The sequence below is a fragment of the Pedobacter sp. AK017 genome, assembly GCF_014200825.1.
Classification (GTDB): Bacteria; Bacteroidota; Bacteroidia; order Sphingobacteriales; family Sphingobacteriaceae; genus Pedobacter; species Pedobacter heparinus.
The window spans coordinates 12,870-38,672 of sequence record NZ_JACHCW010000014.1 but is presented as its reverse complement, the minus strand read 5'-3'; the positions used below and the strand labels follow the sequence as shown (position 1 = coordinate 38,672).

Annotated in this window: 20 protein-coding genes; 12 read left to right on the top strand and 8 right to left on the bottom strand. The window is 44.4% G+C overall.

Translation table 11 applies throughout. From position 1 onward, the window contains the following. The first annotated feature begins 12 nt into the window (after positions 1 to 12). From HDC92_RS18760 to HDC92_RS18750, 3 genes are read left to right on the top strand one after another with little or no spacing between them, the layout of a single operon-like run. Positions 13 to 2,706, top strand: a complete 2,694-nt coding sequence (locus HDC92_RS18760) for a TonB-dependent receptor plug domain-containing protein (RefSeq protein ID WP_183876652.1) — start codon at positions 13 to 15, stop codon at positions 2,704 to 2,706. Between the two features lie 8 nt (positions 2,707 to 2,714). After that, positions 2,715 to 3,476 carry an enoyl-CoA hydratase/isomerase family protein gene (locus HDC92_RS18755; RefSeq protein WP_012780404.1) on the top strand — a complete coding sequence of 254 codons (762 nt, stop codon included), beginning with the start codon at positions 2,715 to 2,717 and terminating at the stop codon, positions 3,474 to 3,476. Between the two features lie 4 nt (positions 3,477 to 3,480). Continuing rightward, positions 3,481 to 4,356 carry an SDR family oxidoreductase gene (locus tag HDC92_RS18750; protein ID WP_012780403.1) on the top strand — a complete coding sequence of 292 codons (876 nt, stop codon included), beginning with the start codon at positions 3,481 to 3,483 and terminating at the stop codon, positions 4,354 to 4,356. Positions 4,357 to 4,359: 3 nt separating this feature from the next. Here HDC92_RS18750 and HDC92_RS18745 read toward each other — a convergent pair whose 3' ends face one another. Beyond that, entirely contained in the window at positions 4,360 to 5,406 is a 1,047-nt protein-coding gene (locus tag HDC92_RS18745; protein WP_183876651.1) for a 3-oxoacyl-ACP synthase III family protein, read from the bottom strand. A gap of 80 nt (positions 5,407 to 5,486) precedes the next feature. Between HDC92_RS18745 and HDC92_RS18740 the strand changes: the two genes are divergently transcribed. The 5 genes from HDC92_RS18740 to HDC92_RS18720 all read left to right on the top strand — a co-directional run bounded on the left by HDC92_RS18740 (position 5,487) and on the right by HDC92_RS18720 (position 12,164). Continuing rightward, entirely contained in the window at positions 5,487 to 5,768 is a 282-nt protein-coding gene (locus HDC92_RS18740; RefSeq protein WP_012780401.1) for an ATP-dependent Clp protease adaptor ClpS, read from the top strand. Between the two features lie 126 nt (positions 5,769 to 5,894). Continuing rightward, positions 5,895 to 8,387, top strand: coding sequence for a TonB-dependent receptor domain-containing protein (locus HDC92_RS18735; protein ID WP_012780400.1), 2,493 nt, complete (start codon positions 5,895 to 5,897; stop codon positions 8,385 to 8,387). A 22-nt stretch (positions 8,388 to 8,409) separates the two neighbouring features. Beyond that, the gene (locus tag HDC92_RS18730; RefSeq protein ID WP_183876650.1) at positions 8,410 to 10,824 is read left to right on the top strand and encodes an outer membrane beta-barrel protein; all 2,415 of its coding nucleotides are present in this window, start codon (positions 8,410 to 8,412) and stop codon (positions 10,822 to 10,824) included. Positions 10,825 to 10,857: 33 nt separating this feature from the next. Beyond that, positions 10,858 to 11,412 carry an NUDIX domain-containing protein gene (locus HDC92_RS18725; protein WP_183876706.1) on the top strand — a complete coding sequence of 185 codons (555 nt, stop codon included), beginning with the start codon at positions 10,858 to 10,860 and terminating at the stop codon, positions 11,410 to 11,412. Positions 11,413 to 11,414: 2 nt separating this feature from the next. Next, on the top strand, positions 11,415 to 12,164 hold the full coding sequence (locus tag HDC92_RS18720) for a lysophospholipid acyltransferase family protein (protein WP_183876649.1): 750 nt from the start codon (positions 11,415 to 11,417) through the stop codon (positions 12,162 to 12,164). 4 nt (positions 12,165 to 12,168) lie between these two features. Here the strand turns inward: HDC92_RS18720 and HDC92_RS18715 are convergent, their stop codons facing one another. Then, a complete protein-coding gene (locus HDC92_RS18715) occupies positions 12,169 to 12,921 on the bottom strand; it encodes a LytR/AlgR family response regulator transcription factor (protein WP_183876648.1) in 753 nt (250 codons plus the stop codon). After that, positions 12,918 to 13,952, bottom strand: coding sequence for a sensor histidine kinase (locus HDC92_RS18710; protein ID WP_012780395.1), 1,035 nt, complete (start codon positions 13,950 to 13,952; stop codon positions 12,918 to 12,920). Before HDC92_RS18710 ends, HDC92_RS18715 begins: the two co-directional genes overlap by 4 nt. A 298-nt stretch (positions 13,953 to 14,250) precedes the next feature. On the opposite strand from HDC92_RS18710, the gene HDC92_RS18705 reads away from it, so the two are divergent. From HDC92_RS18705 to HDC92_RS18695, 3 genes are all read left to right on the top strand, one after another. Further along, positions 14,251 to 14,424 (top strand): hypothetical protein, encoded by a 174-nt coding sequence (locus HDC92_RS18705; protein ID WP_012780394.1) that lies wholly within the window; start codon positions 14,251 to 14,253, stop codon positions 14,422 to 14,424. A gap of 288 nt (positions 14,425 to 14,712) precedes the next feature. After that, positions 14,713 to 15,090, top strand: a complete 378-nt coding sequence (locus tag HDC92_RS18700) for a BlaI/MecI/CopY family transcriptional regulator (RefSeq protein ID WP_012780393.1) — start codon at positions 14,713 to 14,715, stop codon at positions 15,088 to 15,090. After that, positions 15,087 to 17,093 (top strand): TonB family protein, encoded by a 2,007-nt coding sequence (locus HDC92_RS18695; RefSeq protein ID WP_183876647.1) that lies wholly within the window; start codon positions 15,087 to 15,089, stop codon positions 17,091 to 17,093. Before HDC92_RS18700 ends, HDC92_RS18695 begins: the two co-directional genes overlap by 4 nt. An 83-nt stretch (positions 17,094 to 17,176) precedes the next feature. Here the strand turns inward: HDC92_RS18695 and HDC92_RS18690 are convergent, their stop codons facing one another. The 4 genes from HDC92_RS18690 to HDC92_RS18675 form a co-directional block, all read right to left on the bottom strand. Next, positions 17,177 to 17,947 (bottom strand): succinate dehydrogenase/fumarate reductase iron-sulfur subunit, encoded by a 771-nt coding sequence (locus tag HDC92_RS18690; protein ID WP_012780391.1) that lies wholly within the window; start codon positions 17,945 to 17,947, stop codon positions 17,177 to 17,179. Between the two features lie 9 nt (positions 17,948 to 17,956). Continuing rightward, positions 17,957 to 19,936 (bottom strand): fumarate reductase/succinate dehydrogenase flavoprotein subunit, encoded by a 1,980-nt coding sequence (locus tag HDC92_RS18685; protein WP_012780390.1) that lies wholly within the window; start codon positions 19,934 to 19,936, stop codon positions 17,957 to 17,959. 16 nt (positions 19,937 to 19,952) lie between these two features. Then, positions 19,953 to 20,633 carry a succinate dehydrogenase cytochrome b subunit gene (locus HDC92_RS18680; protein WP_036675072.1) on the bottom strand — a complete coding sequence of 227 codons (681 nt, stop codon included), beginning with the start codon at positions 20,631 to 20,633 and terminating at the stop codon, positions 19,953 to 19,955. 347 nt (positions 20,634 to 20,980) lie between these two features. Then, positions 20,981 to 22,534 (bottom strand): trypsin-like peptidase domain-containing protein, encoded by a 1,554-nt coding sequence (locus HDC92_RS18675; RefSeq protein WP_183876646.1) that lies wholly within the window; start codon positions 22,532 to 22,534, stop codon positions 20,981 to 20,983. A 150-nt stretch (positions 22,535 to 22,684) separates the two neighbouring features. On the opposite strand from HDC92_RS18675, the gene dapF reads away from it, so the two are divergent. Then, positions 22,685 to 23,470, top strand: a complete 786-nt coding sequence (gene dapF, locus HDC92_RS18670; RefSeq protein WP_183876645.1) for a diaminopimelate epimerase — start codon at positions 22,685 to 22,687, stop codon at positions 23,468 to 23,470. Between the two features lie 20 nt (positions 23,471 to 23,490). On the opposite strand, the gene HDC92_RS18665 is transcribed toward dapF, so the two are convergent. Next, complete coding sequence (locus tag HDC92_RS18665) at positions 23,491 to 25,785, bottom strand: helix-turn-helix domain-containing protein (RefSeq protein ID WP_183876644.1); 2,295 nt, start codon at positions 25,783 to 25,785, stop codon at positions 23,491 to 23,493. Positions 25,786 to 25,803: the final 18 nt, after the last annotated feature.

The window sequence follows — 25,803 nt, the reverse complement described above, 5'->3', positions numbered from 1 at the left end:
TATGCTCACATTATGAAATTCAAATTCATCCTGCCAGGGATATTCATCCTTGGAACCTGCCTTTCTTTTGCCTATAAACTGGCCGAGGATCCTTTTAACGACCTACTTAAAAGATTACAGGATTACAACAAACAGTATGCACAGGAAAAGGTACATCTGCATTTGGATAAACCTTATTATGCCATTGGTGATGACATCTGGTTTAAGGCTTATGTCATCAATACCCAAACCTCAGCCCCTTCCAATATCAGCAAGGCCCTGTATGTTGAACTGATCAACGAAAAGGATTCCATAAAGAGCCAGCTAAAACTGCCTATGGACGGCGGAATCACCTGGGGGGATTTTAAACTGCCGGACACCCTTACCGAAGGCAATTACAGGATAAGGGCCTATACCCAGTGGATGAGAAATGCAGGCCCGGAGTTCTTCTTTGACAAAACCATAAAAATAGGAAACTCCTGGGCAAACAGGGTTTTTACCAATACCCAGTATACTTACAGTAAAGAGAACACCGCAGAAAAAGTAAGTGCCAGCATCAAATTTACAGACAAGAAAGGGCTCCCTTATGCCAACAGTGATGTAAGCTATGAAATCCAGCTCAACTTCAGGAACCTGGCCAAAGGGAAAGCCACTACAGACAACCAGGGCGAAATAAGCATCAGCTATTTAAACACGCAGCCGGCATTGTACAAATCGGGCAAGATCCTGGCAACCATCACCCTGCCAGGCAAACAGAAAATAACAAAAAGTATCCCTATAAAAGCCACTTCAAATGCTGTAGACGTACAGTTTTTCCCTGAAGGAGGCAACCTGATCGAATCTTTGCCCAATAAGGTGGCCCTAAAAGCTGTAAATGCTGCCGGCCTTGGAGAAGAGGTTAGCGGGGCTATTGTTGATAATGACGGTACTGAAGTAAACCATTTTGAAAGCCTGCACCTCGGCATGGGCAGCTTTGTGGTCAATCCGCAGCCTGGCAAAACATACACGGCCAAAGTAAAGTTCAAAGACGGTTCAGAACAAATTTTTAACCTGCCTAAAGCCCTGCCCAGCGGATATGTGTTGACTATAAACAACAGCAACCCCGAAAAAATTGCTGTAAAAATATTGATGACAGCTGATCTGGTAGGTACAAATGAGTTAAAACTGGTGGCCCAGAATAGTGGCAATGTATATTTTGTGACCAGGACCCCTACACAAAAACAGATCATTACGGCCAGCATCCCTAAAAAAGAACTCCCTTCCGGCATCGTGCAGTTTACCCTGTTTAATGGGGCCAATAACCCGGTATGCGAAAGACTTGCGTTTGTAAACAACATAGAAGACCGGATCAATGCTACCCTTCAAAATTTAAAACCAACTTATGCCAAAAGAGAAAAAGTAGCGCTGAACCTGCTGGGTAAATTTAGCGACAAACCCTTGCAGGGAAGTTTCTCTGTTGCCGTTACCAATACAGCCTCGGTAAAACCTGACCCTGAAAATGAGACCAACATCCTGAGCAGTTTACTACTTACTTCCGACCTGATCGGGTACATTGAAGATCCCAATTATTATTTCCTCAATAGTGACGAAAAAACCGCACAGGCCCTGGACAACCTAATGCTTACACAAGGCTGGCGAAGGATCCTGTGGAAAAATATCATCGCCAATACCCCACCCATCATCCGTTATCATCCCGAAAAATCACTGGCCATCAGTGGGGTCATTACCAGCTATGGGGGTAAGCCCATTCCAAACAGTAAGGTATCACTGTTCTCTTCTTCCGGAGGTTTTTTTGCCATCGATACTTTAACAGATGCCCAGGGTAGGTTCAACTTTGACAAGCTGATCTTTACCGACAGCACCAAGTTTATTGTACAGGCCCGGACTGCTAAAAACAAAAAGGATGTAGACATTAAGCTGGATATTCTTCCCGGACAGATCGTTACCAAAAATAAAAATACCGGCGATATTGAAGTAAATGTAAATGAGGCCCTGCAAGGCTACCTTCAAAAAAGTAACAGTTACTTTGATGAGCTTACCAAACGTGGGGTACTGGAACGAAGCATTATGCTCAATGAGGTCAATATTGTGGAAAAAAAGAACCCCGCACCAAATTCATCCAACCTGAACGGTTCGGGCAGGGCAGATTTTGTGTTCACTGCCAAAATGCTGGAGAACTGTGCCACACTTTCCCAGTGCCTGCAGGGACGTGTAGCCGGACTGATCTTTGAAATGGGCGTTCCTTACCTCACCAGAAGTGGGGGAAGGGCCCCGATGCAGATTATATTAGATGGCATGAATGTAGAGGCCGATTTCCTGGACAACATTGTGCCAAGTGATGTGGAAAGTGTAGAGGTTTTAAAATCGATTGGCAACACGGCCATATATGGCTCCCGCGGCGGCGGTGGTGTGCTCATCATCACTACCAAAAGAGGGGGAGGCTTCACCGGATCTACCTTTACGCCCGGTATCATTACCTATTCACCCAGGGGTTATCACCTCATCAGGGAATTTTACTCTCCTAAATATGATGCAGCTACGCCCGACAACAGGCCCGACCTGAGGAGCACCGTATACTGGAACCCTCATGTGGTAACAGATGTTAACGGAAAAGCAACATTTAATTACTTCAATACAGACGAAGCCGGAACATACCGCGTTGTGATAGAGGGAATAGATATGATGGGACACCTGGCAAGGGCAGTGTATACCTACGAAGTAAAATAAACAAGCGCATGAACACCATAAAAGTTACGATAAAAGACCATTTAAGCATCATTACGTTAGACAGAGGTAAATCCAATGCCCTTAACCGGGAAATGATCACCGAACTGAGCGACATGCTGCACAATATAGCCGGAGACCCCAATATTGCAGGTGTAATCATCACCGGAAAAGAGAATTTCTTTTCTGCAGGCCTGGACCTGATTGAACTTTACAACTATAATGAAGCAGAGGCCGAATCTTTCTGGCACTTGTTTTTGAATTTCACTGCAGCCATTACGGCCTTTAAAAAACCTTTGGTAGCTGCAGTTAACGGCCATAGCCCTGCCGGTGGCTGTGTAATTGCCCTGGCTTGTGATTACAGGATCATGGCAGAGGGTAACTATATCATTGGCCTGAATGAAGTGCCTGTAGGCATTATTGTACCCAACAGCATTTTTAACCTGTACGCGTTCTGGCTGGGCCAGGCCAATGCGTCGCGGAGCTTACTGGAGGGGAAACTCTTTAGTCCGGATGAAGCTTTGCAGATTGGCCTGGTAGATGAGCTGGTCAATCCTGCCGGTATTTTAACCGCGGCAGAGCGGAAGATCAGGAAGTATATGGCCATGGAGCGCAATACCTGGGAACAGAGTAAGCTCAACATCAGACAGGGGCTAATTGCATCAACCGGTGCCGACCAGTCGGAAGCCCTGCAAAAGATGCTGAAGCAATGGTGGGCACCTACTACAAGAAATATCCTGAAAACAATTATTGATAACCTGCAAAAAAAATAAGCGCATGTTTAACGAACCGATGTTAAGAGATGATGCCTTAAAAGGTAAAACCATAGTGATCACGGGCGGCGGCACAGGCCTAGGCAGGGCCATGGGCACTTATTTCCTGAAACTGGGGGCCAACCTGGTCATCACCAGCCGCAAACAGGAAGTGCTGCAAAAAACAGCTGCAGAAATGGAACAGGAAACCGGGGGCAAAGTGCTGGCGGTAGCCTGTGATGTACGCGATTACGACCAGGTAGAAAACGTGCTGTCAGAAACACTTAAAACTTTTGGCAGTGTAAACAGCCTTTTAAATAATGCAGCCGGCAACTTCATTTCCCCTACAGAACGGCTATCGGCAAATGCCTTTTCCAGCATCATCGATATTGTACTTAAAGGTTCTGTAAACTGTACCCTTGCTTTTGGCAAACATTGGATAAAAGAGAAACAAGCCGCAAGTGTACTGAATATTGTAACCACTTATGCCTTTACCGGATCGGCTTACGTAGTGCCTTCGGCCTGTGCAAAAGGGGGCGTACTGGCCATGACCCGTTCGCTGGCTGTTGAATGGGGTAAATATGGCATCCGTACCAATGCCATAGCACCAGGCCCCTTCCCTACAAAAGGTGCCTGGGAGCGTTTACTGCCCGGCGATCTGGCCAAAAAGTTTGATTTCAAAAACCGGGTGCCCCTGAAACGGGTTGGTGAACACCAGGAACTGGCCAACCTTGCTGCCTTTCTGATCAGCGACTTTGCCGGCTATATCAATGGTGAAGTGATCAGCATAGACGGAGGCGAATGGCTGCAGGGCGCGGGTCAGTTTAATGGTCTGGAGGCAGTACCCAATGAAATGTGGGACGCTTTTGAACAAATGACACGATCGGCTAAAGGGAGCTGATCCTCACCACCTGATCAAAGCACTGGCCCAGGTAAAGCCAGAGCCAAATGCAGCCAGACAAACCAGGTCGCCATCTTTAATTTTTCCGGCTTCCCAGGCTTCACATAAAGCAATAGGAACCGATGCCGCAGTAGTATTGCCATACTTCTGGATGTTATTGAAAACCTTATCATCCGGCAGTCCCAATAGCTGCTGTACATATTGACTGATGCGTAAATTGGCCTGATGCGGCACCAGCAGGTCAATATCCCCCGCTGTTAAATGATTTGCAGTTAATGCTTCATTGATCACTTCCGGAAATTTGACCACGGCTTTTTTAAATACCGCCGGCCCGTCCATATAAGGCAGTGCGGCACCGCCTTCCAATTGTTCCCTGGTTAAAAAAAGTCCCCCAAGCTCCTGATCTGGATAACCGGGTTTATCCTTCAGCCATTTATTAGCGCTCGCCCCGGGATAAAACATGGCCAGCAGTTCTGCATCTTCACCATCACTATGCAAATGTGTACTCAAAATACCCTGTCCTTCTTCTTGTGTGGGCTGCAAAACCACTGCACCTGCGCCATCTCCAAATATCACTGACACATTACGACTGCGTGTTTCAAAATCCATCGCAAAAGAATGCTTTTCGCTGCCTACCACCAATATGTTTTTGTACATACCCGTTTTAATGAACTGATCGGCAACAGAAAGCGCATACAGAAAGCCCGAACACTGGTTCCGGATATCCAGCGCCCCAACTTCTTTCATTTTCATTTCCCGCTGCAGCAATACGCCGCATCCCGGAAAATAATAATCTGGAGTAAGCGTGGCAAACAGGATAAAATCGATATCCTGAGCTGTAATACCTGCCCTATCAATCGCAATTTTGGCGGCTTCCACACCCATGGTCGTGGTCGTCTCTTCCAGCCGGTCGGCAAACCTGCGTTCTTTGATTCCGGTACGTTCCTGTATCCATTCATCGCTGGTATCCATAAAACGCGATAGATCTTTATTGGTATAAACATTTTTGGGTACATAATAACCTATCCCCGCAATCTTTGAACGCTGCATAATCCTTAGCTTTACGAATAATTTTAAGCAAAAATAACTTTAACTGCAACATTATTTTGAAATTAGCTTATTTTTGCAGGATGTCGACAGAAACAAAAGAAGAAACATTTACGTTAGAAGAAATACTCACTTCGTTAAAAACCATTCATCGTTTAATCCTTTGGAATGATGACGTAAATACTTTTGATCATGTCATCCACTGTATGATGAAATACCTCGACTACTCTGAGCATCAGGCAGAAAAAATTGCCTGGGAAGTACACAACAAAGGAAAATGTGCGGTACTGGAAGGCTCCTTTACTGAAATGGAAGTTTACCGGAAAATATTACAGCAGGAAGGACTTACCGTAACGGTCGACTAACCTCGCGCGCATTTGGCAGTAACACAAGACAGAAAGACCTGTAATAAAATAGTTACGCCGCGTTTTTTAAACTTCGTAGTCGTTTATTTGTCCTACCTAAACACACAAACAAATAAACACCAATTAATGACCAATTACTTTTACAAAGTTCTGCTTTTAACGCTTGCCTTTTGTTCTGCCACCATAACCCTTAATGCCCAGTCTGCCAGTGATGGTAAAATAACCGCCAAAGTTGTGGACGCCCAAACCGGTGAAACCATCCCTTTTGCCTCGGCAATGATCATCAACCGTAAAACCAAAGCAGTAGTAAAGGGCATGCAGACCGATGCCAACGGGAACCTGAACATGACCGCACTGCCTAAAGGCGCTTTCACATTTAAGGTAAGCTATGTGGGTTATCAGACCATGGTAAGAGATTCTGTTGCCATAACCGACGCACACAGGGAAATTAACCTGGGCACCATAAAAATGAAAACGGCCAAAGGCACAGCACTAAAGGAAGTGGCCATTACAGCACAGAAAAGTACCATGCAGCTGGGTATTGATAAAAAGGTTTTTTCTGTTGACCAGAGCTTAGTAAGTGAGGGCGGGTCGGCTTCAGACCTATTGCAGAACGTACCTTCTGTTCAATCGGATATTGATGGAAATGTGAGCCTCAGGGGTTCAACGGGCGTTAAAGTTTTAATAGATGGCAAACCTTCCATGATTGCCGGTGGCAACGTTGCACAGATCCTGCAATCTATACCTGCCAGTTCCATTGAAAGTGTAGAGCTGATTACCAACCCTTCCGCAAAATACGATGCAGAAGGACAATCGGGCATCATCAATATCGTTTTAAAGAAAAATAAAAAGCTTGGACTAAACGGCTCTGTGGCACTCACTGCAGGCAACCGCGACAATTACAATGCAAATACCAGTCTCAGCTTTCAGAACAATAAGGTTAACATTTATGGCAACTACAGCTATCGTTACGGAAACCGCCTGGGTGGTGGCTACAGCAATATCCAGTATTTAAACCCAAGCTTTCCCACTGCTTTTGCCAATCAAAGTACCGATTCAAAATCATTGGATAAAGGCCATAATTTTAAGGCCGGGCTGGATTATTACCTTGCCCCAAAAAGTATCCTCAGCTTTACCGGCGGGTTTAACATCCGTGACAACGACAGGAATGAGTTTTTAAACATCGATAAATTAAACGCTTCAAAAAACCCGCTTGAACTGAGCAGAAGAAACAATTCCAATTCGGGATCAGGTGGGAGCTACGACCTTAGCCTGGATTTTGTTCAGAAATTTAAGAAACCCAAGGAAGAGCTTACCTTTAACTTCAGCTTTTCGGACGGGACCAACGACAATTACCAGAATTACCAGACCGATGTTTACAATATCAATGGTTCTGACGTCAATTTGCTGCCCGCTATCCAGATCAATGATGGAAAGGGGACAAACAGGAGTTATAACATCCAGACCGATTATACCCTACCTGTTGGTAAAGCAGGAAAAATTGAGGCCGGCTATCGCAGCCAGATCCGATATGCCGACAACAATACCTTTTCTACTAACTTTAACCACCTTAACGATGAATATGACATCAATTTTGCACTGACCAACGAATTTAACAGCAAAGACCAGGTGCATGCCCTGTATGTCAATTTCCAGAACCAGGTAAAAAACTTCGGCTACCAGATAGGTTTAAGGGGCGAAGATGCCACACTCGACACCCGTTTGGGCAGGTACGACAATGCAGGGAATTTGAGTTATGTTCCGGGAAAGGTAGCTTATAAAAGGCTGTACCCAAGTATTTTCCTTACTCAGAAATTCAATGCCGATCAGCAGCTCCAGCTCAGTTACAGCCGCAGGGTAAACAGGCCCCGGGGATGGGATACCAATCCTTTTCTGGATGTCTCAGACCCATTGATCTGGCGCCAGGGTAATCCCAACCTGAAACCTGAAGATGTACATGCTTATGAATTGAGCTACAGTAAATACTGGAAAAAGATCACCTTTATTTCTACTGCCTATATGCGCCAGACCAACGATGTAATCCAACGCATACGGACAGAGGCTGATGAAAACGGGATTACCATCGTCACCCCCCGGAACTTAACCCGGGAATTGTCGAGCGGCCTGGAACTTATTGCCAGGGTTGATGCTGCCAAAGCCTGGAACTTTACCGGAAACGTAAATCTATACCAGCGCAAGCTTGATGGCGTACCCCAGTTTGGGATTGTAGACAACTCTGGTTTTAGCTGGAATGCCAACCTGACCAATAATTTTATCCTTCCATACAACATCACCATGCAGGTAAAAGGCGATTATCGTTCAAGGGAGATCATGGCCCAGGGCAGAAGAAATGCCATGTATGCAGTAGATGCAGGAGCACGGTACGACTTTAAAAACAAAAAATCCTCTTTAAGCCTGAATGTGAGGGACGTATTTAACACCCGCCGGTGGAGCATGACCACAGGTGCCAACAATGCCATTACCGATTTCAGGCGCTACATGCAGGGCACTATGGCCAGTTTAACTTATGCTTACCGTTTTGGTAAAAATGATTTTAACTTTAAAAAGACCAAAAAATCTGACCAGCAGGAAATGCGTTCGGATGAAGAGTCCTTTTAACCACCAATAGCCAGACCAGACATTGAAAAAATACGCATTTTTAATTTTCAGCCTCCTTCTCGGCCTTGTTTCTCTGAATGGATATGCCTTTACCGAAAAGGGGGTAATTACCGGAAAGGTGGTGGAAGAAGTGGGTGGTCTGCCCATACCTTCGGCCGTAATAGCCGTTTATGAAACCGGTTCTGAACACCCTTTGGTAACCACCGCAACAGACGAAAATGGTATTTTTAAATTTAATGCCCTAAAATACGGTACCTATAAGGTAAAGGTAAGCTTTGTTGGCTTCGCCAGCCTAACCGTAAACGAGGTTATCCTTACCGAAAAAGATTTTGAACGTAACCTGGGCACCTTAAAACTGGGCAGCGACCAGAACAACTTAAGCGAGGTTACCATTACCGCCGAAAAGCCGGTGATAGAGTTTTCGGCAGATCAGATCACCTATAACGTAGATAAATCTATCCTCGCCGAAGGAAGCACCGCTACCGATATCCTCAAAAATGTCCCTATGGTGCAGGTCGATATTGACGGCAATGCCAGCATTTCCGGAAAACGCGCTACCCGCATCTTCATCGATGGCAAACCTTCGGATTACATGACTTCCAATATTGCCGACCTGTTAAACGTGCTGCCTTCTGATGCGATTGAAAAAATAGAAGTCATGACCAACCCACCGGCCAGGTACTCAGGCGATGGGGAAGGCATCATCAATATTGTGATGAAAAAGGGTTTTGCCATTGGTTTTAATGGCAATGCCGGTATAACAGCTGGCCTGCAAGGCAATACCAATATGAACTCGAACGCTTCCTACCGCAGTAAAAACTATTCTTTAAGCGGAGGTGCGGCCTACAGAAGCAATATAGGCCGAAGCAGTTCGCACAGCTACCGCGAAAACTTTGACCTGGTTAAAGACACTACTTTTTATTACGACAATTATAGCAATAGCAAAAGTAACAGCAATGGCGGTAATTTCAGGGCGGCACTCGACTGGGACATTAGTCCGCAGCAAAACCTTCGTGTAAATACCAATTTCAATACCAACAGCAGCAGCAGCAGGGCCGGTACAGATTTCAATTTTTTAAGTGAAGAACTCGACCTGAGACGTGTACGTAACCAGCTAAGTACAGGTGACGGAACCAGTCATAATTTTGTTTTTAATGCCGATTATAGCCTCAAAGCAACAGAAAGTGGTGAAAAGCTGACCCTGGGCTTAACCTTTAACAACAATGATAACGACAACCTGCGTTTGCTGGACCAGCATTACACCCTGCCCGTAACCGCCAAGCCTTCGCTACGCGAAAATACCACTGGTATCGGCAATAATGGCCTTACCATTAACCTCGATTACGACCGCCCTGTTTTTAAAAAACGTGATCAGCTGGAAGCCGGGATCATGTACAGTTACAGGAAAAACAACAACGACATGCTGGTCCGGGATTTTGATTTTAATGCGCAGCAATATGTGGTTGCCGAGAAGCTGACCAATGAGTTTTTATACAATGAAGGTATTCTTGCCGGATACGCCTCATACAATTACAGGGGAAAGGGTATTGGCGTTAAAACAGGTCTGAGAGCCGAACTAACAGATGTCAACTTCGATCTTTCTACCGGCAGCAGCTACCACATCAATCCTTACCTTAGCCTGTTCCCAACCATTTCTGTTAACCATTTTTTTAAAAAAAGATACAATATCGGGGCTACTTACAGCGTCAGGATCAACCGGCCTAGAGAGAATACCTTAAACCCGCAGATCAACGACAACGACACCTTAAATGTCTCTTATGGCAACCCTGATCTTATCCCTGCTTATACCCACCAGATGGACATCAGCTTTGGGGCTTTTGGCGAAAAATGGTCATTTACCCCCCGCCTGTCTTATTCTACCAGCAACGGCGTCATCGAACGTTACCGCGCAGTAAGTGTTGTAAATGGGGTAGCCAAATCAGAAACCACCTTTTACAACGTAGGCTCCAATAACATTTTCGGCCTATTCCTGATCGGAAACTACCGGCCAAACAAAAAACTCTCGGCCAATGCCAATTTAACACTTACACAAAGCAGTTATACCTCCACTTTAAATTCGGCCTTAAACCGGAAGGGTTTAAGTGTACGCAGTGCTGTAGGCTTGTCTATGCAACTGCCCCTAAAAACCGCTTTCGAAGCCAATGTAAACTATGCCAACAATGTAAACGCCCAGGGTCGGGCCAAAGGTTCGGTAAGCTCTGCCATGGCTGCCCGAAAAACGTTCCTTAAAAACAGGCTCAGCACCCGCATCAGCCTTAGCGATCCTTTTGGAAAACGTAACTACACCTTATTTAGTGAAGGCAGTAATTTCAGGTTACAAAGCTTTTCCGAAAGCAATACCAGCAACGTTACCATCAGTCTGAATTACCGCTTTACAAAAATTAAAAAAGTGCCTACTCCGCCTAAAGCAGATTAGGCCACTAAAATCAGAATTTTGTATATTGCAGCCATGGAAAACAGCAATCCCTGGGTAACGATAGACAGCCACAAGATTTACGAGAACAACTGGATCGGCTTAACAGAGCACAACGTGATCAACCCTTCAGGCGGCAAAGGCATATATGGCGAGGTCCATTTTAAAAATTATGCCATCGGTATTATGGTGCTCGATGAAGACCACAATACCTGGCTGGTAGGCCAGTACCGTTTTCCACTGAAAGCTTACAGCTGGGAAATCCCAGAAGGTGGGGGACCACTGGAATCAGATCCGCTGGAAAGTGCACAGCGCGAACTGATAGAGGAAACCGGCCTGCGGGCCAGCGATTGGATAGAGGTCCAGCGCATGCACCTCTCCAATTCTGTAAGCAATGAACTTGCCATTATTTACATAGCAAGGGGCCTAAGTCAGGGCGAGTCGGCCCCAGAAGAGACTGAACAGCTGAGCATCCGCAAACTCCCTTTTGATGAGGCTTACCAAATGGTGCTAAGCGGAGAAATTACCGACAGTATCAGTGTAGCCGCTATTTTAAAAACTAAAATATTGATTCAGGAAGGTCATTTATAATTATGAATAAGTTTTTAGGCTATATTTTCAGCCCGCTGTTTTATATCTTTTTTGGACTGGTGCTGGTCATCTTTCATCCCATACAATGGATCTGTTACCGTTTTTTTGGGTATAGGGCACACAAGGCGGCAGTAGACCTGCTTAACTTTTTTCTTACCTACAGCGATCTGCTGCTGGGTTCATCAATTACCTTCCTAAACCAACAGCAGCTGCCCACAGATCAGCCCATTATCTTTGTAGCCAACCATCAGAGCATGTACGACATCCCCGGGCTCATCTGGTTCCTCAGGAAATACCATGTCAAGTTCATCTCAAAAATTGAACTTACGAAGGGTATCCCCTCCATTTCTTACAACCTGAAATATGGTGGCGGGGCCAATATCGACCGTAAAGACAGTAAACAGGCTGTTTCGGAACTGATCAAACTTGGCCGCAGGATGAAAGAACATAACTGGTCGGCCATGATCTTTGCCGAGGGTACCCGCGCAAAAGACGGACAAATGAAAAACTTTCAGGTTGGCGGCATTGCCACACTCTTAAAAGTTGTGCCCCATGCAATCATCGTACCTGTTGCCATCGAAAACTCCTGGAAACTGGTACAATATGGCGCCTATCCCCTAAGCTTTGGCGAGAAACTACGATGGACGGTATTGAAACCGCTGGACATCACCGATAAAAATCCTGAAGAAATTGTGCTGGAAGCTGAAAACGCGATCAGATCAAATCTGAACCAGTTAAAACCTGCTGAATAGCTACTTAGATATTTTTATTGTCGATGTGCCGGAAAAACTCATCCCTGTAGGTATCCCCGATAGGAATTACCTTTTCACCTATAGAAATCCTGCTGCGTTCAATGCTCTCAATTTTATCCAGGGCAATGATATACGATTTATGCACCCTGATAAATTGGCCCTTAGGCAGGGTCTCGTCCATCTTTTTCATGTTCTGTAAAGTGATTACGCGCTCCGTCTTGGTAAAAATAGAAATGTAATCTTTCAACCCTTCTATGTACAGGATATTGTCCAGCTCAATCTTTTGGATTTTATGCTCCGTTTTTACAAAAATAAAATCCTGTATGGGATTGGCAGGGGCCACTGCTGTTGCAGGTGTTAAAAGTGGCTGAATAGTGTTTTCAGCTGGTTGTCCTACCTTCAGCTGGTTGTGCACTTTCTCTACCGCCTTATAAAAACGGTCGAATGCAATGGGCTTCAACAGGTAATCAGAAACATTCAGGTCGTAGCTTTCCAGGGCATACTGGGAATAAGCCGTTGTAAAAATATAATTGGACTTGCCATTTGCGATCTTCAAAAACTGGATCCCTGTCAGCTCCGGCATCTGTATATCCAGAAACACCAGGTCAACCCCACCTGCCTGCACCATCTGTAAGGCCTCTATCGCATTTTCCGTGCGTTTGATCAGCTCCAGAAAAGGCACTTTAGAAACGTAGTCTTCTATAATGTCTAATGCCAAAGGCTCGTCATCAACTGCAATACACTTTAACTTTGTCATATATCTAACATTAATTCACTGGTATAATGAGTAGCCGAATTTACGATATTTAATTTATATCGTTCAGGATAGAGCAACTGTAACCGTCGCTCAACATTGTTCAGGCCAACCCCACCCATCTGGTCTTTGTTGTGTTTGTTCTTTTTATTGGTAATGCTGAAATGCAATATTTTCTGATTGGCGATAATATTGATGCGGATGGGATCGCTGGGGTCGTTGGCAACCCCATGTTTAAATGCATTCTCCACAAAAGAGATCAGGATGAGGGGCACCACCGGCTGGTCATCAATCTCACCGTTTATGGTAAACTCTACCGCGGCACCATCTTTAAACCTCAGTTTCTGCAGTTCAATAAAACTTTGCACATAAGCAATTTCCTTACTTAAGGATACCCAGCTGTCATTACTCTCATAGATCATGTAGCGCATGATCTCCGAAAGTTTCAATATTGCATCTGCTGTTTTATCCGATTTCTGATAAGCCAGCGAATAAATGTTGTTTAAAGAGTTGAACAGAAAGTGCGGGTTCAACTGCGACTTCAAAAACTGCAGTTCCATATCCCGTTTTTCGCTAAGCAGGTCGCGCTGCACCCGTTCGCTCCCAAACCAGTCGACCGCAAACTTCAGTAAAGCACTCACCACCACAAAAAAGCCGGATACAAAAATAGCGAACACGACATACTTCGTGATCTCGTAGTATTCGATCTTACCCGAATCCTGGCTAAAATAGGTTAAAAAGAAATCACTGTTTAAACTGGCCACCACCGTTTTGATGATCACCATTACCGCAATCAGCAAAAAGATAGAAAGGATATACAGGCCATACTTCTTTTTCTGTTCAACAAGAATGGGGATAAGCAGTGTATAGTTGATGTAAAATATAGAAAGGTTGATAATGGCAAAATACCCCAGTTTAACCGCAACTTCATACCTCGACGGTGTTTGGTGACCGCTAAAAGTATCCCAAAGCAATATGGATAGTATAATTAACCAGAAAAAAAGATGTACAACTAAGGGGCCCCTGCTTTTCATTTAATACGCGCTTTTCTATTTCATTTTAACCTTCCACCGTCCAAACCCGGCTTTCAAATTACATCAATCTAATTGTTTTAAAACATTCGCTTTCGACCAACGGGCATTTTTCTTCTACCAACTGGCCAAACAAGCCAATCATCCACAAAACTATTCATTTTAACCGTTTATCTAAGATAAAATACAATTGGTCTAAAACATTTTAACAGCATTTTAAAAATCATTCTATTTGTTTCATCATTACAAACAGCCATTAAAGCCGGCTTAAAACAAAGGCTTAAAGAATAAATATACAACTATGAAAAAGTTAGCAAATACATCGCCATTCTTACTCCTGCTTGTGCCGGTCTTTATCATGATGTTACTGACATTTGCCGCAGGCAGTACAGAAAGCCAGCATGAAGACCTGGCAGCTAAGGCGCCGGCTATAAAAGGTGCATTTATTAAAATATTGAACCCTTTCTCTAAATAAGAAAAAGTATACCTTCACGCTCCACTTGTTTGCCTGTTCAAAGCAAACCCCAAAAATCGCAATTTAGTTTAGTTAATAATAAAATCTGGCGGCGGATGCCGCCATTTTTTATGCCCTTAAATTTCTCTGGCAGATCTGCGCGGTTAAAGCAGCGCCCAATTCTTTTTTTGTAAAAAATTTTGAAAACTAAAATATTAGTTATACGTTTATACTAAATCCTTAGTTATACGGGAAATTACGCGTTACCCGGAACAACTAATGGTTACAAACGTGTAAACAAAACTTAATATGGAAATCAAGGACCTCACCAAAGCCGAAGAACAGCTCATGCAGATCATCTGGCAAATAGAAAAAGGCTTCGTTAAAGATGTAATGGATTATTTACCCGAACCAAAACCTGCCTATAACACCGTATCTACCATTATCCGGATCCTGGAAACCAAAGGTTTCATCGGGCATGAAGCCTTCGGCAAGTCGCACCAGTATTACCCCCTCATCAGCAGAGAAGATTACAAACGCCACGCTACTGAAAAGCTGCTCGATAATTATTTCGAAAATTCTGTAGAAAGCATGTTCTCCTTCTTTGTAAAAGAAGAAAAGCTCGACCTGAGCGATGTGGACGAGATCCTTAAAATGATCAATAAAATTAAAAACAGACCACGATGAGCACAGCACATTACATCCTGCAGGTCAACATCTACTTAATTGTATTTTATGGCTGCTATAAGGTTTTGTTAGACAGAGAAACTTATTTCCTGCTCAACAGGATTTACCTGCTCGCTGCCGGTTTGCTTTCCCTGGCCATTCCCTTTTTAAGGTTCGAATGGTTTGCCACGCAGCCTGTTGCCCAACCGCTCTACGTTGGGGTAGACCAGCTGAACAGTCTGATGACCCAGGTAATTGTGGCGCCCCAAAAGCCTGAAAGCTATAGCCCCGGCAACCTTATCGTGATCCTTTACCTGGCAGGCATCCTGTTTTTTACGGGTAAACTGATCTGGCAATTGCTTACCGTAGGGAAACTTCTGAAAAAAACAGGCCCGGGTACAGCATTTTCTTTTTTTGGCCAGAAAAGGATCGATAACAATTTGCCCCAGCTGCAAACCATCCACAAACACGAAGAAGTACATATCCGCCAGCTGCACAGTGCCGATGTATTGTTTTTCGAGCTGCTGGGCATATTTACCTGGTTCAATCCGGTCGTCTATTTTTACAAACGTTCCTTAAAGAATATCCACGAGTACCTGGCCGATGAAGCAGCAGCTACCTTTCAGGGCGATAAAAAAGCTTATGCCCTGTTATTGCTCAGCAGTGCCTTCGGCGTACCTGCCAGCAAACTAACCAATAGTTTTTTTAGTAAATCATTGATCAAAAAGAGAATATTTATGCTCCATAAACAAAGATCCAGAAAAACAGCCATTTTAAAATATGGTATGTTTGTACCGCTTCTAGCCCTCGCACTCATCATGTCGTCGGCCACCATCCGCAACAATGTCCAGATCCAGCAAATTGCAAACGAGATCCCCCTAAACAATCCGGTTGAGGTGGTTAAAGAAGTGGTAACCCCCGTACTGCAACAGGCTGTAACTGAAAGGGTGAAAACCGCTAAAAAAACACCTCAGGAAATTGCCCTTGTGCCAGCTGCCGAAAAACCTGTGCAAACAGCAGCGGCGCCCGACTGGAACAATTTTTACAAGTTCATTAAAACAATTATACGCTATCCCTCAATTGCCCAGCAACAAAAAATACAGGGCAGCACCATCATTAAATTTACCATAGCAGATGGCCAGCTCGAAAATATAGGTATCGCAGCAAAATTAGGCGGAGGCTGTGATCTCGAGGCCATGAGAACCATCACCGCGTTTCCGATGTATAAAAGCACAATGGATGGAAATTACAGTATAAAGATCAAGTATATCCTCAGTGATACCAATACCCCTAAAATAAATGAAAATACAGCAGCTCCAAAGGACTATACCCCATTAAATGACATCATGGTGGTAGCTTATGGCGGTTCTGAAACAGAGAATGAAGACAAGGTCTATGATTTCGTGTCCATCGACAAACAACCGGGATTCGAGGGTGGTATGCAGAATTTCTATGCCTACCTTAAAAAAGCGATCCGCTATCCTGCAGAAGCACAAAAGAACAACATTCAGGGCAAAGTGTTTTTATCCTTTATTGTAGAAAGGGATGGCACCCTAAGTGACTTTAAAGTGGAAAGAAAACTGGGAAGCGGCACAGATGAAGAAGCCATAAGGGTATTGAAAGAATCGCCGAAATGGACACCAGGGATGAAGAACGGCAAAGCAGTACGTGTTAAATACAATATCCCCATCAGCTTCACGCTAAACAATGGAGCTACCCAGGTCCCGGCAGTCAATTTAATCGGGAACAATAGCGGCATTATCTTCAAAGATGCCAATGGCGGCCAGATGAAATTTGGTGACAATGCCGCAAATTCACCACTTGTTGTAATAGATGGTAAAATACAGGACAAATCAGATCTTTCTTACATGAATCCAGATGATATTGAATCCATCAGTGTTTTTAAAGATGCAAAAGGAACAGCACTATATGGTGCCAGAGCTGCAAACGGTGTCATTAGCATTACCACAAAAGCAGGCAAAGCCACCAAAACCCCTGCAACGAATAAAAAGACAGGCGAATAAAAAGCGCGCTATTACACAAAGAAACCCGGCCATAATGTGGCCGGGTTTCTTTGTGTAATACCTTGTCTCGTTGTATAAAACTATTAAATATCTTCCTCAGATACAAATTTTGCCGAATAAAAATCTCTATTCATACGCGCAATGTTCTCTAAAGATATGCCTTTAGGACATTCTGCCTCACAAGCTCCTGTATTGGTACAGTTACCAAAACCTTCGGCATCCATCTGCGCAACCATACTTTGTACCCTGCGGTAACGTTCCGGTTGTCCCTGAGGCAATTGTGCCAGCTGAGAAACCTTTGCAGAAACAAACAACATGGCCGAAGCATTTTTGCAGGTCGCCACACAGGCACCACAGCCAATGCAGGCCGCAGCCTCAAAAGCAGCATCAGCCTGAATTTTAGGGATTGGCAGGTTATTCGCATCCTGTGCATTACCGGTATTTACCGAGATGAAACCACCTGCAGCAATTACCCTGTCAAATGCCGTTCTGTCTACCGTTAAGTCTTTGATTACCGGGAAAGCCTTCGCCCTCCATGGCTCAACCACAATTGTATCGCCATCCTTAAACGAACGCATGTGCAACTGGCAGGTTGTTACCAGGTCCTTTGGTCCATGCGGCCTGCCGTTAATGAACATCGAACACATTCCGCAGATACCTTCACGGCAATCGTGATCAAATACAATAGGCTCCTCGCCTTTATTGATCAGCTGCTCGTTCAGCACATCGAACATCTCTAAAAAAGACATATCAGGCGAAATATCAGACACCTTATAATCCACCAAAGCACCTTTGGTCTTGTTATTTTTCTGACGCCAAACTTTCAGCGTTAAGTTCATATTTCCTGTACTCATGATATTGTACTATTTATAACTTCTTTGTGCTACTTTAATATTTTCAAACTTCAACTCTTCTTTATGCAGTTCAAAGTTTACTCCTTCCTTAAATTCCCAGGCGGCAACGTAAGCATAATGCTCATCGTCACGCAGTGCCTCGCCTTCTTCCGTTTGATATTCTTCGCGGAAATGGCCGCCGCAGCTTTCGTTGCGGTTTAATGCATCTATGCACATCAACTCACCCAGTTCTATAAAATCGGCTACACGGCCTGCCTTTTCCAGTTCCGTATTCAGCTCATCAACCGATCCCGGCACGCGAACATCTCTCCAGAACTCGGCACGCAATGCCCTGATCTCTTCAATCGCTTCCTTCAATCCCTTTTCGTTACGGGCCATACCGCATTTTTCCCACATGATGTGACCCAGGCGTTTATGGAAATGATCTACCGATTTTGTTCCTTTGATGTTGATCAGCGTATCCAGAATACCTTTTGCCCTTGCCTCGGCTTCGACAAAAGCCGGGTGATCTGTAGGAATGGCCTTCACAGAGATCTCTTTCGATAAATATGCCCCAATGGTATAAGGCAATACAAAATAACCATCTGCCAGTCCCTGCATCAATGCCGAGGCCCCCAAGCGGTTGGCACCATGGTCAGAGAAATTAGCCTCACCTGTGCAATACAGCCCCGGTACATTGGTCATCAGGTTATAATCTACCCAAAGTCCGCCCATGGTATAATGCACTGCAGGATAGATCCGCATCGGTGTTTCGTAAGGATTTTCGCCTGTGATCTGTGCATACATATCAAACAGGTTACCATATTTTGCCTTGATCACCTCAGTACCCAGACGCATACAGGTTTCCTTATCAGGATTGTGGTTTCCGGCCTTAGCAGCCTCAATACGACCATAACGTTCTGTATTGGCTTTAAAATCGAGGTATACAGCCAGTTTAGACGCGCCCACACCATAACCCGCATCGCAGCGTTCTTTTGCCGCTCTTGAAGCTACATCGCGCGGTACCAGGTTACCAAAAGCAGGGTATCTGCGCTCCAGGTAATAATCCCTTTCATCTTCAGGGATTTCAGAAGCCTTGCGCAGATCATCTTTTTTCTTCGGCACCCAAATCCTGCCATCATTCCGCAGTGATTCAGACATCAGCGTAAGCTTACTCTGATGGTCGCCCGAAACCGGGATACAGGTAGGGTGGATTTGTGTGTAGCAGGGATTGGCAAAATAAGCCCCCTGTTTATGTGCTTTCCAGGCTGCGGTTACATTACTGCCCATAGCATTTGTAGACAGGTAAAAAACGTTTCCGTAACCACCCGTTCCCAATACTACAGCGTGGCCGAAATGACGCTCAATTTCACCTGTGATCAGGTTCCTGGCAATGATACCACGTGCTTTACCATCAATTTTTACTACTTCCAGCATTTCATGACGGGTAAACATTTCTACCTTACCCATACCGATCTGGCGCTCCAAAGCAGAATATGCACCCAACAGCAATTGCTGACCGGTTTGTCCGGCTGCATAAAATGTTCTTTGCACCTGTGTACCCCCAAAAGAGCGGTTGTCCAGCAAACCACCGTACTCCCTGGCCAACGGAACACCTTGTGCCACACACTGATCTATAATGTTTGCACTTACTTCTGCCAAACGGTGTACGTTGGCTTCGCGTGCACGGTAATCGCCGCCTTTAATGGTATCATAAAACAAACGGTATACACTGTCGCCGTCGTTCTGGTAGTTCTTTGCTGCATTGATACCACCCTGTGCTGCAATGGAATGTGCTCTGCGTGGTGAATCCTGGAAGCAGAAACACTTCACTTTATAACCCATTTCAGCCAGTGTTGCCGCTGCCGAAGCACCTGCTAAACCTGAGCCAACAATGATCACCTCTATCGTTCTTTTATTTGACGGGTTAACCAAAGGCACAGAAGACTTATACTTAGTCCACTTTGTGGTTAATTCTCCCTCTGGTATGTTTGAATTCAAATCTGACATGTCTTTTATGCTAAAATTATTTAATAAGGCCCAGGTACATTGCTACCGGCATGGCAGCAAAAAGCAGGGAAATGATAATCGAATACCAAACACCCAATGATTTGATAATTGGGGTATACTTCTTATGGTTCCATCCCAGTGTCTGGAAAGCCGAAGCAAAACCATGTAACAAGTGGTAAGCCAGTGAAACCATAGCCAGTACATAAAGCAGCACCAACAATGGGTTTTTAAAGGTCTCTACCATTACTGCGAACAGATCATGGTTACCATTTGCATCTACAGTTGGGATGCCTGTAAAACGGGACATCACCCAAAACTTAGAAATGTGGACGATCAGGAAGATCAGCAATAAAGTACCCAGTAAACCCATAGAACGGGAATACCACTTGCTGTTTGCTGCACCATTGTTTACCGCATACTTAACCGGCCTTGCGGCCTGGTTTTGAAAAGTAAGTCTGAATCCCTGGAAAATGTGCGCCAGCAAACCGGCAAACAACACCACTTCCATCGACCGGATTAACCAGTTCGTGCCCATAAAATGTGCACCCATATTAAAGGTTAAGCCACCATCATTAACAAAAATCAGCGAATTGAGAAAACAATGCACTAAAAGAAATGAAATGAGAAACAGGCCCGTTATGCCCATTATTAATTTTTTTCCTATTGATGAGGAAAAAGCGTTTCCGAAACTTGCCATTAGATTGTTTATTTTATTTCTGTTATGTGCAAAAGTATTTAATAAAAGAATTAATCGGTTAATTCCAAGCACAAATCAGCTATTTAGAAACATTCTAACTTTACAATTCAATGATAATTGAAAATCAGGCAAATCTCCTGTTGTCTTTTGAGCTGCCTAAACCTTCCTGAAGTAAGACACCATTATAAAATTGTCTTGCTTTCCTCTTGCTATTGTCTTGCTATTCTCTTGCTCGGGCAGGAAAAACTACAGAAAAAGTCTGGATAATGGCAACTGTCATACAGCTAAATACAAAAAAGAGCTGCACCGTTATGTACGATGCAGCTCTTCAAAAAAATGAATTTAAATTATCTTCCGTTCGTCAGTGAATAGGTAAACCTACCCTGAGGACCAACCCCTGAAATGGTAGTCATACCGTTTCTTGATCTTGGCAGGGCGCTTTCTACATCTTTGGCACTGTTTACCGGTGTACCGTTCACAGCGGTGATCAGTACGCCTTTAGGGATTTCCCATGAATCGAACAGTTTACCTGCTTCGATATCGCTCACTACAACTCCATTTTTTACCCCATAACGTGCTTTAAGTTGTGCAGAGGCAGGTTCAAAAGAAGCCCCTAACTTACTCAGGCTTGTACCGGTTGATTTTTCAGCCAGTTTTGAAGTATTCAGGCCTACACTGTTATCACCTTTTAAAGTAACCTTAACATCTTTTAGGGCACCGTCTCTTAACAAGGTCAACTGAACTTTATCGCCAGGACTCAAACGGCCTATTCTTTCCTGAAGGTCCGGAGAGTCAAAAACTTCCACGCCCTCAACTTTTTTAATGATGTCTCCTTTTTTAATCCCCGCAGCAGCACCACCACCATTTGGCAGGACTTCACTTACATAAAGTCCATTGATATCGTTCACTTTCAGTTTGTCGGCATTGTCTGCATCAAGTGGAACAAAAGAAACACCTATATAACCACGTTTCACGCTACCATATTTTCTAAAATCATCAAGGATCTTTTTAGCCAGGTTAATTGGAATAGCGAAGCCATATCCTTCATTGGTACCTGTTTGCGAAGCAATTGCTGCATTGATCCCGATCAGCTCTCCGTTGGTATTTACCAAAGCACCACCACTGTTTCCAGGGTTAATGGCCGCATCGGTCTGGATATAAGATTCTATACTGGTATTTGCCCTTTCCGGTGCTTTACCGGTTCTGCGGTATTCTTCATACTCTTCTTCTGTCAGGCCTTGTTGTTGTCTGCCCAAAATGCCAATACTTCTTGCTTTTGCACTTACAATACCTGCAGTGACTGTAGTTTGCAGATCAAGCGGGAAACCTACTGCAAGTACCCATTCACCGATCTGAACATTATCAGAGTTACCCATTTTTACTACCGGCAGGTCATTGGCCTCAACTTTAATCAGGGCAAGGTCCGTATTCGGGTCTTTACCGATCACTTTGGCACTTACTTTCCGTTTGTTGGACAAGATCACTTCAATTTTATCTGCATTGTCTACCACGTGGTTGTTGGTTACAATATAACCATCAGGGGTTAAAATAACTCCCGAACCAGAAGCTGCCCTTGGCATACGCTGCATCCGGCGGCCACCGCCACCACCAAACAGATCGTCAAACATATCAAAAGGAGAAGAGGAACGTGCCTGCCCTTCGGAAGAATTACTACCGTACGAAGTTTTAATGTGAACTACCGCCGGAGAAACTGTTGCTGCAGCTTCTACAAAATCAACAGCACCTGCTGAAGAAATTTTGGGGTTATTTGCAAAAAGCACCTTTTGCTGGTCCGCAAAAGATAACATCTCACTATTTTTGGTCTCTAATAATTTATAGCTACCAATTGCAGCCGCACCACCTATAAATGCAGCCAACGCTATTAATCCTATCCTTTTCATTTATATATCAGTTTAAATTTATCTGTTAAAAAATCGTTAATATTCTTTTTTCAATGATTTATTCAAATTTAATACCATATCACCGATATTTGCATCTGCAAACAGTCATGAATACTGTTAAAAAATGTTAAATACCAGTATATCACTCCAATGAACATCCATTTCTTCAAATACCAGGGCGCAGGAAACGATTTTATTCTGATTGACCACAGTGCAAGTCCAGTCAAAGATATTGATTATGAATGGGTTAAAAAAATATGCGACAGACGTTTTGGTGTCGGCGGAGACGGGCTGATGTTTCTGACCAGCCATCCTGATTATGATTTTGAGATGCTTTATTTTAACTCAGACGGCAGGCCAGGCAGCATGTGTGGCAACGGGGGCAGGTGCATTGTAGCTTTTGCCAAACACCTGGGTATCATTGACAAAGAAACTAACTTTTTGGCAGTAGATGGCCCGCACTATGCCAAAATTTCAGCTGAAGGCAACTGGGTAGAGCTGCAGATGATAGATATTGACACCATCAGCAGGGATGGAGAAGCTTATGTGCTGAACACCGGATCGCCACATTATGTTGCCCGCATGGAAAACCTGGCCACTTATGATGTTTACCATGAAGGCAAGGCTATACGCAACAATGAGACCTATAAAAAAGAGGGCATCAATGTAAACTTTGTAGAAGACAAAGGCGACCATTTGTTTGTACGCACCTTTGAACGTGGTGTAGAGGATGAAACCTATGCCTGCGGTACAGGAGTTACAGCAGTAGCTTTATCTATGGCCCTGCACAAACAGCAGAGCGGGCACCTCAAAACACCTGTTAAGGTGCTGGGCGGCGATTTAAGTGTAGAATTTGATCACAATGGCCGGCAGTTTACAAATGTGTTTTTATGTGGCCCTGCCGAAAAAGTGTTTGAAGGCGAGCTGAACTGGTAAGACCTTTTAAGGCAGTCCCGCTATTCCCTTTCAGCCAGGTGCGCAGCAATCCCGATCTTGATCTCGCCAAAAGAATAATCCCTGCCCAGCAGCTCCCTAATCGGGTTCATCTGTATGGTTTGCAGTTTTTTTATTGCGGCGAGGATCTCTTCCAACTTTCTGGCCCCTATAATTTCTTTTGCCGATATTTCCTGTTTAGCTACATAATGGGCCAGGTGGCCCTCTATGGTACCGGCAACCATTTTGCGTTCTTCGGCAATTTCGGCAATGGTCTTTCCCTCCTTTAGCAGCGCGAGCGACAGTTCTTTGGTATCTGTTTTGGGCTCTTTTTCCTTTTTAGGGGCTTTCGATTTGGCGGCCGATTTAGCCTTTGTTTTTTTATCGGTAAAGTCCAGCTTGCCGGGCATAGCAAAAACCGTTTCCATCTGGGCTGCTCTTTCAGCCTGACTCAGCAGGGCATTTACATCCTGTTTCGTAAATTCTTTACCGCTAATGGTGGCGTTCAATAGAGCGGTAGCTTTACGGATCTTTTTGAGCTGTTCGTAAAACAGGGCTTCCATTTCAAGCAGTTCAGTTAAATAAGCCACCACCTGCTTGTCCTGTTTTACCAGTTCCATGCGTTCAAATATTCTTTTTGAAAACGCCGCAAGCAGGGGTTTAAAATAATTTTCGGCAGCGGTAGTCCTTTCCAGCAGGGTTTGTAGCCCCCTTTCCGATTTATCCTGGTACAGCCTTTGGATCTGTGCCAAAAACTTACTGGAATGTACCTTTACTTCAGACAGGTCCTTTAGCAATTGTGCAGCCCATTTTACATGCTTTTGCTTGGCCGATTTGTTGATGTCTTTGGTATAGGAATGTACATGCTCATATACATAATTATCCAGAGGAGTCAGGTCAAAGCAAGACAGCAGATATGATCTTAAAAAGTTTTCACTTTCCTGTACAATCTGGTTTTCCAGTACCGAATGCTCCTGTTTATGCCTGGAGAAAAAAGAAACATTCTGGTCCTGCCGGATGCCTGAACCCGAGATCTGGGAAGTGAGCACCAGCCCGTTCAGCGAACGTAACCGCGACAGGGCCACATAGATCTGACCAGGTGCAAAGGCATTGCCTATGTCGATAATGGCCTTGTCGAAAGTAAGGCCCTGACTTTTGTGCACCGTAATTGCCCAGGCCAGTTTAAGCGGATATTGGGTAAAGGTACCGATCAATTCTTCTTTGATCTCGCCGCTCACCTTATCAGTAGTATACCTGATGTTCTCCCATTTATATTTTTCAACTACAATCTTTTCGTTGTTACCTTCCGTCTGCACCTCAATCCTGTCAGGCGTCAGGGAAATTACCGTAGCTATCTTACCGTTAAAAAAACGCTGCTCACCTGTAGGGTCGTTTTTGATGAACATCACCTGTGCACCCTTTTTTAGTTCCAGGATATGCTCTGCGGGGTAAGCATATTCGCTAAATTCATCATCAACCCTGGCCATATAAAGATAGGACGGACTATCCAGTTCTTCCAGGCTTTGTTTATTTAAGGTATCGGCTTTATGGTTATGGGTGGTGAGCGTAATGTATTTATCGGCAATGGCTGGCTTAAAATCAGCTTTATAATATTTTTCCAGTAAGGCAACATCCTGGGGGCTGACTTCATTGTTACGTAAGTTGTTCAGCAAACGGATAAATACATCGTCGGCCTGCCTGTAAATCTTTTCCAGCTCTATATAAACAGGTGGCTGCTGCTGCAGGGCATGTGCATCAAAAAAATAGGCACTGTTGTAAAACTGCCCAAGCAGGGTCCACTCGCTCGATTTTACCACGGGTGGTAGCTGATGCAGGTCGCCAATAAACAAGACCTGTACCCCGCCAAAGCTGGCGCTGTTGTTCCTTCTGATGTAGCGCAACACCATGTCTATCGCATCCAGCAGATCGGCCCTTAGCATGCTCACCTCATCAATGATGAGCAATTCCATATCTACCAGCACCTTACGCTTGGCAGCTGTCATATTTAAATGTCTGACAATAGATTTCGGCGTATTGTACTGCTGGTTGTAATGGTTGCCCTCTGCTGCCGGTTGTTTGGGCAAATAAGCCCCAAAGGGAAGCTGGAATAAAGAATGGATGGTTACCCCGCTTGCATTGATGGCCGCAATACCTGTGGGTGCAGCTATTACCGCTTTTTTATGGGTAAGTTCAATTAAACGCCTCAAAAAAGTAGTTTTACCTGTGCCCGCTTTTCCGGTCAGGAAAATGTGTTTGGAAGTATAGTTTACAAATCTGGCCGCAAGCTCCGCAGGGTTGGCATTTTCTGAATTCAGCATACTGCAAAGCTAACAAGA

Excerpts from the sequence above, each read along its gene's own strand:
- HDC92_RS18705 (WP_012780394.1), top strand. The coding sequence starts at position 14,251 with ATGAAAAAGTTAGCAAATACATCGCCATTCTTACTCCTGCTTGTGCCG.
- HDC92_RS18680 (WP_036675072.1), bottom strand. The coding sequence starts at position 20,633 with ATGGCAAGTTTCGGAAACGCTTTTTCCTCATCAATAGGAAAAAAATTA.
- HDC92_RS18695 (WP_183876647.1), top strand. The coding sequence starts at position 15,087 with ATGAGCACAGCACATTACATCCTGCAGGTCAACATCTACTTAATTGTA.
- HDC92_RS18675 (WP_183876646.1), bottom strand. The coding sequence starts at position 22,534 with ATGAAAAGGATAGGATTAATAGCGTTGGCTGCATTTATAGGTGGTGCG.
- HDC92_RS18760 (WP_183876652.1), top strand. The coding sequence starts at position 13 with ATGAAATTCAAATTCATCCTGCCAGGGATATTCATCCTTGGAACCTGC.
- HDC92_RS18665 (WP_183876644.1), bottom strand. The coding sequence starts at position 25,785 with ATGCTGAATTCAGAAAATGCCAACCCTGCGGAGCTTGCGGCCAGATTT.
- HDC92_RS18720 (WP_183876649.1), top strand. The coding sequence starts at position 11,415 with ATGAATAAGTTTTTAGGCTATATTTTCAGCCCGCTGTTTTATATCTTT.
- HDC92_RS18745 (WP_183876651.1), bottom strand. The coding sequence starts at position 5,406 with ATGCAGCGTTCAAAGATTGCGGGGATAGGTTATTATGTACCCAAAAAT.
- HDC92_RS18755 (WP_012780404.1), top strand. The coding sequence starts at position 2,715 with ATGAACACCATAAAAGTTACGATAAAAGACCATTTAAGCATCATTACG.
- HDC92_RS18735 (WP_012780400.1), top strand. The coding sequence starts at position 5,895 with ATGACCAATTACTTTTACAAAGTTCTGCTTTTAACGCTTGCCTTTTGT.
- HDC92_RS18685 (WP_012780390.1), bottom strand. The coding sequence starts at position 19,936 with ATGTCAGATTTGAATTCAAACATACCAGAGGGAGAATTAACCACAAAG.
- dapF (WP_183876645.1), top strand. The coding sequence starts at position 22,685 with ATGAACATCCATTTCTTCAAATACCAGGGCGCAGGAAACGATTTTATT.
- HDC92_RS18700 (WP_012780393.1), top strand. The coding sequence starts at position 14,713 with ATGGAAATCAAGGACCTCACCAAAGCCGAAGAACAGCTCATGCAGATC.
- HDC92_RS18750 (WP_012780403.1), top strand. The coding sequence starts at position 3,481 with ATGTTTAACGAACCGATGTTAAGAGATGATGCCTTAAAAGGTAAAACC.
- HDC92_RS18690 (WP_012780391.1), bottom strand. The coding sequence starts at position 17,947 with ATGAGTACAGGAAATATGAACTTAACGCTGAAAGTTTGGCGTCAGAAA.
- HDC92_RS18710 (WP_012780395.1), bottom strand. The coding sequence starts at position 13,952 with ATGAAAAGCAGGGGCCCCTTAGTTGTACATCTTTTTTTCTGGTTAATT.
- HDC92_RS18725 (WP_183876706.1), top strand. The coding sequence starts at position 10,858 with ATGGAAAACAGCAATCCCTGGGTAACGATAGACAGCCACAAGATTTAC.
- HDC92_RS18715 (WP_183876648.1), bottom strand. The coding sequence starts at position 12,921 with ATGACAAAGTTAAAGTGTATTGCAGTTGATGACGAGCCTTTGGCATTA.
- HDC92_RS18740 (WP_012780401.1), top strand. The coding sequence starts at position 5,487 with ATGTCGACAGAAACAAAAGAAGAAACATTTACGTTAGAAGAAATACTC.